Here is a 7,008-nt window from a genome sequence, read left to right on the forward strand (position 1 = left end):
CTAACGCGCTCACCGTGTTTCAACGACACCGGTGTGCTTTTACCAAACTCCAAACCGTCGAATGACCAGCTGTAGCGCTCCATATTGCCAGTGAGGTGTAGTTCAAGTTCCTTGGTTGGTGTGCGACGATCATCCAGCAGCCCGTTAATCGATTTCAGGTCAGCTAGAGTCAATACTCGTCGGCCGTTGTTACGTAAACCGATACCTGGATCATCAAGATTGGTGCGCGGTGTATCCACTCGCATATCGACAGACGCGCCGTATTCACTACTGGCATGGTTGACAGTGCTAGAGGGCTTGGCCAAAGGATTCTTTGGCTGGTGATTCATGGCGGAATGATCCATACCCTTCATTCCCGCCATGCCCTTCATACCCTCCATGCTGCCCATTCCCTGCATGCCCTTCATCGAGCCATGATTCATTCCTTCCATACCTTTCATCGAATCATGATTCATGCCGGCCATGCTGCCCATTGCCCCCATCATGTCTGACATCGTCAGCCACTCTGCCGGATCAAGCGCAGGGACTGGCGCGGATAGACCTTGCTGCAATGCTAATGTGCCTCGGGCATAACCGGTGCGATCCATACTCTGGGCAAAGATGGTGTAGGCATCGTCTGCGGGTTCAACCAATACATCGTAGGTTTCGCCGGGGCCAAAGCGAAATTCATCGACGGAAACCGGTTCGACATCTTGGCCGTCGGCCTGAATGACGGTCAATTTTAAGCCGGGAATACGCACATCATAAAAGCTATTGCTTGCCGCATTAATAAAGCGCAGGCGTATGCGTTGCCCTCTTTGGAACAGTCCCGTCCAATTACCATTAGGCGCTGTACCGTTCATGAGGAAGGTCAGCGTGGCCGCCGATAGATCGTTTAAGTCGGTGGGATTCATGCGCATCTGGTTCCACATCTGACGCTTTTCCAGTGCGCCCTGTAAACCGACCTTTGAAACATCTTCGCTAAAGTCAAAGAAGGTGGGCTGATTGAAATTGTAGACATCGCTCTGCATTTTCAATTTACTGAAAGCGCGCATAGGATCTTCGTCAGTCCAATCTGAAAGTTGCACCACATAATCCTGGTCAGAACGGTGTCTTTCGCCTGCTCTAGGCTCAATGATTAGTGCGCCATACATCCCCGTCATTTCTTGAAAACCGGAATGGCTGTGATACCAGTAGGTACCGCTTTGCTGTAGGGTAAATCGATACGTAAAGGTCTCGCCCGGCGCTATGCCTTTGAAACTGATGCCAGGCACGCCATCCATTTGGTAGGGTAGAAGAATGCCATGCCAGTGGATGGAGGTGGCAACTGCTAGGTGATTGGTGACGCGAATTGTCACTTCATCGCCTTCGCGCAGACGCAAAGTAGGAGCGGGTATGGAACCGTTGATCGTTGTTGCCATACGTGTCACGCCGGTAAAGTTGACGGGACTTTCGGCTATAACAAGATTGATTTCACGCCCACTTAGAACAGGCGTTTGCCCCTGTGCCACTTTGCTGCTCATTGCTGCCTGTAACCAAGTGGGTGTTGCCGCCAGTACGCCGCCAGCCGCAAGGCCTTGCACAAAGCGACGGCGGTTTGGTTGCAAAGATCTTTTTTGTTGGGGAAGCCATTGGCTCACGGGCAACTACCTCATACATTCAGTGATTTGTGTTCGTAATACTAGAGACCTACACCTGTCACTCGCATGACTTAAAGATTACAAAACTGTAATCTTTAAGTCATCTTGGTGTTGGAAAGCCTCATCCATAATGTTTATCAAACTGACTTAAGCCAAACGACGGAGCGACGCAATTTTGCGGATATTGGTAGTGGAAGATGAACTCAAGACCGGCGATTACTTGCGCCAGGGGCTTTCTGAGGCAGGATTTATGGTCACGCTGGCGCGTAACGGCCTCGATGGCCACCATCTTGCAATGACGGAAGTTTTTGACCTGATGGTGTTAGATGTCATGTTACCCGATGTTGATGGCTGGCGAAGTATGCAGTCCCTTCGGGAAGCTGGTCGGCAAACTCCAGTACTTTTTCTTACCGCCCGAGATAGCGTAGAAGACCGGGTTAAAGGGCTTGAGCTTGGCGCAGATGATTATTTGGTTAAGCCATTTGCCTTTGCTGAGCTACTAGCTAGAGTTCGTACCTTGCTGCGCAGAAGTGTAGCGCCTGTGCTTTCAGATCAAATTACTGTTGCAGACCTCACCTTAGATCTTCCGCGCCGCCGCGCTAGCCGTGGAGGTAAAAAAATTAGTCTTAGCCACAAGGAATTCTGCCTGTTGGAGCTTTTAGCGCGTAGAGAGGGCGAGGTATTACCACGATCCCTGATAGCCTCCCAAGTTTGGGATATGAACTTTGATTCCGATACAAACGTTATTGACGTGGCGATTCGCCGTCTGCGTGCCAAAATCGACGACGATTTCCCAGCAAAGTTGATTCACACTGTGCGTGGCATGGGCTACAAGCTGGAGATCGAAGACGATAATGATGTGGCTTAGTCGAGTTAAGCGTCGTCCTTTATCGCTAACGACAAGAGTGATGGTCTTCGTTGCCCTTGCCATCGGCCTAAGCCTACTGATGACTGCACACCTTGTTCAACAAGCCGTAAAACGTCACTTTGCTGAGCAGGATGCCGATGAGCTCATTGTTATTACTCAGGCCGTGGAACGGGCGTTACGGGCAGGCGCAGACGACATCCCGCGGCTACCTGAAGTGCTATCCCACGCGGTTTCAGGACATCATGGCGTATATTTCCAAGTTTGGAGCCCAGACGGACAACTCATATACGGGCCGAGTGATGACGAACTGCTCACGCCAGTGACTCTCTATACGCCCGTCTCTCGTATTTTAGCAGCTAATTTACATAGCTGGGGCGCAGGGGGAAATGCTTATCGAGGTGCCATTACCCAAACTCTAATTAGTGGACGTAATTATCGTATTGTCGCGGCCATGGATATGAACTTCCATATCCTCTTTCTTGATAATTTTAGGCGCAGCCTGTGGCTTATTATGACTTTAGCTGGCGTCGTCACGTTGTTGGCCGCTTGGTTTGGCGTACATCAGGGGCATGCGCCGCTGCGCGGCTTAAGCGACACTATGCGCGATGTCCAAGCCGATCGCCTGCATGTGCGAATAGACCCAAATATTGTACCGGGTGAGCTGCGAGGGCTTGTTGACTCATTCAATTACATGATCGGTCGTTTAGAAGACAGCTTTGCTCGACTTTCGCACTTTTCTGCTGATATCGCCCACGAACTGCGTACACCCTTAACAAATTCCATTACCCAAACCCAGGTGGCGCTTAATCGGGCCAGAAGCTTGGAGGAATACCAAGAGTTACTATACTCAAATTTAGAAGAACAGGAGCGCTTAGCGAAAATGGTCAACGACATGCTGTGGTTGGCTCAAAGCGAACACGGTTTACGTAATCCAGTACGTGAGTGGCTGGATCTCGGGCATGAAGTGCGGGAGTTATTTGACTTTTTTGAGGCTTTGGCAGAGGAGAAACAGATTGTTCTGGCTTTAGACGGAAGCACACCCATGCTGAGTGGCGATCGGGCTATGTTGAGGCGCGCCATATCTAATTTGCTATCAAATGCATTGCGATATACACCGGCCGGGCAAACAATTAACGTGAAACTAAAAAAAACAGATGATGTATGGGTAGAGCTCCGTGTTGAAAACCCCGGTTTAAAGATCCCCCCAGAACATCTACCAAAAATATTTGATCGATTCTATCGCGTTGATCCTTCGCGTCAGCGACTCAGTGAGGGAGCTGGCCTGGGCCTGGCAATAGTTAAGTCCATTGTTGAAGCTCATGGTGGTAGGGTCGATGCTGACTCTAATAGCAGCGTGACATACTTTTCAATACGTTTACCTATCAGCATGATCGAAAGTTAAGATATATTAGTGCGTATGGATATTTACTATAAAGTAGTGCGCCAAAAGAGTTCGCGGTTTTTAAATTCGATGAAGGGGCCTTTATGGACACCAAAGCGCATTGGGATGCAGTATACACAACAAAATCAGCTGACTCTGTAAGCTGGTTTCAGCCCCACGCTTCCCGTTCTTTGCGTATTATTCAACAAATCAATCTTGAGAAAACAGCACAAATAATAGATGTTGGCGGCGGTGCTTCCACACTTGTAGATTCATTGCTAGAAAATGATTTTGTTAATGTAACTGTCATGGACTTATCTGGGGCCGCACTTAACGCGACCAAAAAACGACTAGGAGATACTTCTAAAAAAGTAGAATGGATTGAGGGGGATGTTCTTCACTTCCTTCTTCCTATGCAGGGTATTGACTTATGGCATGACCGTGCGGTGTTTCATTTCCTGATAGAGGGAGCCGATAGGCGCCGCTATGTTGAAACAGTATTAGATTGCGTTAAATTAGGCGGACACATAATCATTGCGACTTTTTCCGAGAATGGCCCCGAGCAATGCAGCGGCCTGCCTGTGCGCCGTTATTCTCCGAGCACCTTACACGCCGAATTAGGTGTGCAGTTTGAATTATTAGGCCACGAAGAAGAATCCCACCAAACGCCGATAGGCAAAATGCAGAGTTTCATTTATTGTCATTTCAAGCGGAAAAATTGACACAACTACCCACCGAAACTAAATTCGTTGCGCTCGTTATCGCTGATAGTTGGTCGACCTCGCGTGAATTTATCTAGGTTGGATATAGCGGGGGATTTGGCGCCTCAACCTGCGATCCCTCAGCGGTTCCGCTTCTGTTTATCATTTAACCCATTTTCTCCGTTGTAGTGCCTACGGAAAAAACGATTGACGATCGGTTTTTTCGTAGGCACTATACTATTCTTCTGTAAACCTAGGTCGAATGTGGCATGCAATTGGGATATTTGGAAAAGTCGGTTCTTCAGTATTTTTGGGATACTGATGAAGCAGACGCCAAGCGGGTACATCGCGAGTTAGCGGATGATACAGTAAGGACGTTGAACACGATCCAAAGTACTCTCGACCGGCTATATAAAAAGAAGCTCTTAATCCGTAATAAAGCAGGCCACGCCTTCATTTATCGCGCAGCTATGGCCAAAGATATTTTTCTGGCTCGGTTGGTGCGCGAGGTCGCTGCGGATTACACTGATAATGAAGACACGCTACTGGCTGCCTTTAGTTCACTATCAGCAGAAATGACCGAAACGCAATTACAGGCATTGGAATCGCTTATTGATCAGCGCCGCGCCAGCGATAAATTGGGGAAATAAGAATGCTTGTCGGCGGCTATGCAATTACCCTAAATAGCGTGTTTATTGCCGCATCGGTGTTTTTCTATTGCAACCTAATTCTTTCTTTAGTTTTTCGAGCTACTGAGCAGTGGCGGGTCAAGTTAGCCGCAGGCGCTCGCCAATGGCTGTTGTGGTCATTTGTTTTGATCCCTTGGCTTGTTGCGCTAAGCGTTACAAGCGTTGTACTAATGCCAGATTCTGCCGTTGCTATGCCCTCATGGTTCTTAGCGCTTACCCATTGGCACCATATTAATGTTTTCAACTTATATAGCTGGCATAGCATGCTGGTACTTCTATTTGCCGCGACGTCTTTCCTAGCGATAGTTCGTCATACTCACCAAATGCTTAAGCATCGGTCTGCCCTTGATGCGCTGCTTAGCCTTGATGGTTTTACTAAAAATAGTAGCTTGGGTTCTACGGTGATGTATGCGTTCACTGCTGGTCTTTTCCGGCCTAAAGTTTTCATCAGTCCTGCCTTGCAGGCACAATTATCTGTGGTTGAAAATGACATCGTTTCTCGCCATGAACTCGCCCATCAGCAGCGGCTTGACCCTTTACGGAAATGGTTTTTTTCCTTTCTTGCCGCGTTTTATCTGCCATTTATTAGTCACTGCTTACGTCGCGAATTTTCTTTATGCCTAGAGCTGGCTGCAGATGATTATGCGGCGAGAGGCGGATCGGGTGGCACCACAGTTGCCGGTACCGTAATAAAGCTATGCCGCCTGTCGAGAAATCAACAGCAATTTCCCAGTGCCTTGTCTTGTCATTTCTATGCGTCTGAAATCGAAGCGCGTGTTCATTATCAGCTGAGGTCTGAACCAGGCCGCGGTTTCCCCTTATCCTTGTTTGTCGTATTCCTGTGCGTACTTTTGGCTTCCTGCCTTTTGAGCGTAGACAGTTATCATCATGCGATTGAAGCAATTTTTAGTCATTGAGGCTTATTTATGCATGCTTTTAGTCCATTTCGAATACCAAAAAAACCGATTGTGGGTCGGTTTTTTTGGTATAAAACGCTTGCTCTAATTCCGTTATTACTGACTATGTCGACGGTCTCTGTGGCCGAGAAATCCTTAACATTAAACGAGGCCATTCAACGAAGCTTTGCTAAACACCCTGATCTTCAGGCCTTTAGCTACCGTCGCGTTGCTGCCGATGGAATGGCGCAGCAGGCACGGGTCGGCAGTCGCCCCCAGCTTGGCTTAAGTGTTGAAGATGGGTTTGGCTCGGGTGACTACAGTGGCGCCGGCAGCCTTCAGTCGACGCTCAGTATTAGTTGGGTTTTAGAGGGTGACTTACTGCAGCAGCGCGGACATAGCGCCGACGTAAAAAAACAATTAATCAGCGATGAGCAAGCGATAAAGACTCTGGATGTGGCCGCTGAGACCGCCCGGAAATTTCTAACCGTCGTTGTCTATCAGCAGCGCAAGGCGCTTGCTGAGGCCGCTAGGGTACAAGCGCAATCAGTGGTCAAAGAACTGTCGAAACGCATGCATGCAGGTAAATCGCTACTTGCTGACATGCTTCGAGCCGAGGCTGAGCTAGCGCGGGCAGATATCGCCTTGGAAGATTTGGATCATGAAATTCGCGGCGCTAAGCGGATGTTGGCGACCCAGTGGAATGCCCGCCAAGCTGATTTTGATACTGCTTCAGGCTCTCTTGTCATTGCCTCAGAAAAGGTAAATTACGAGGCGCTGGCGCAGCAGTTAAGCAGTCATCCGCGCGTGCAAAAACTACTGAGTCAAGAGCGCGTCGCGCAATCTGAAATTGC

7 protein-coding genes are annotated in these 7,008 nt (G+C 48.8%); 6 read left to right on the top strand and 1 reads right to left on the bottom strand.

The window, feature by feature from the left end; genetic code table 11:
* Window positions 1–1,619, bottom strand: a 1,619-nt coding sequence (locus ABYP33_RS16525; protein WP_373092251.1) for a copper resistance system multicopper oxidase, incomplete at its 3' end; no start/stop codon positions are given.
* 175 nt (window positions 1,620–1,794) lie between these two features.
* Between ABYP33_RS16525 and ABYP33_RS16530 the strand changes: the two genes are divergently transcribed.
* The 6 genes from ABYP33_RS16530 to ABYP33_RS16555 form a co-directional block, all read left to right on the top strand.
* Entirely contained in the window at window positions 1,795–2,487 is a 693-nt protein-coding gene (locus tag ABYP33_RS16530; RefSeq protein ID WP_373092252.1) for a heavy metal response regulator transcription factor, read from the top strand.
* Complete coding sequence (locus ABYP33_RS16535) at window positions 2,474–3,889, top strand: heavy metal sensor histidine kinase (protein ID WP_373092253.1); 1,416 nt, start codon at window positions 2,474–2,476, stop codon at window positions 3,887–3,889. Before ABYP33_RS16530 ends, ABYP33_RS16535 begins: the two co-directional genes overlap by 14 nt.
* An 83-nt stretch (window positions 3,890–3,972) precedes the next feature.
* Window positions 3,973–4,590 carry a class I SAM-dependent methyltransferase gene (locus ABYP33_RS16540; protein ID WP_373092254.1) on the top strand — a complete coding sequence of 206 codons (618 nt, stop codon included), beginning with the start codon at window positions 3,973–3,975 and terminating at the stop codon, window positions 4,588–4,590.
* A gap of 248 nt (window positions 4,591–4,838) precedes the next feature.
* Complete coding sequence (locus tag ABYP33_RS16545; protein WP_373092255.1) at window positions 4,839–5,219, top strand: BlaI/MecI/CopY family transcriptional regulator; 381 nt, start codon at window positions 4,839–4,841, stop codon at window positions 5,217–5,219.
* Between the two features lie 38 nt (window positions 5,220–5,257).
* Window positions 5,258–6,175, top strand: coding sequence for a M56 family metallopeptidase (locus ABYP33_RS16550; protein ID WP_373092256.1), 918 nt, complete (start codon window positions 5,258–5,260; stop codon window positions 6,173–6,175).
* 105 nt (window positions 6,176–6,280) lie between these two features.
* The coding region (locus ABYP33_RS16555) for a TolC family protein (RefSeq protein ID WP_373092257.1) at window positions 6,281–7,008 on the top strand (728 nt) is incomplete at its 3' end.

Source organism: Zhongshania sp. (genome assembly GCF_041584495.1).
Taxonomy (GTDB): Bacteria; Pseudomonadota; Gammaproteobacteria; order Pseudomonadales; family Spongiibacteraceae; genus Spongiibacter.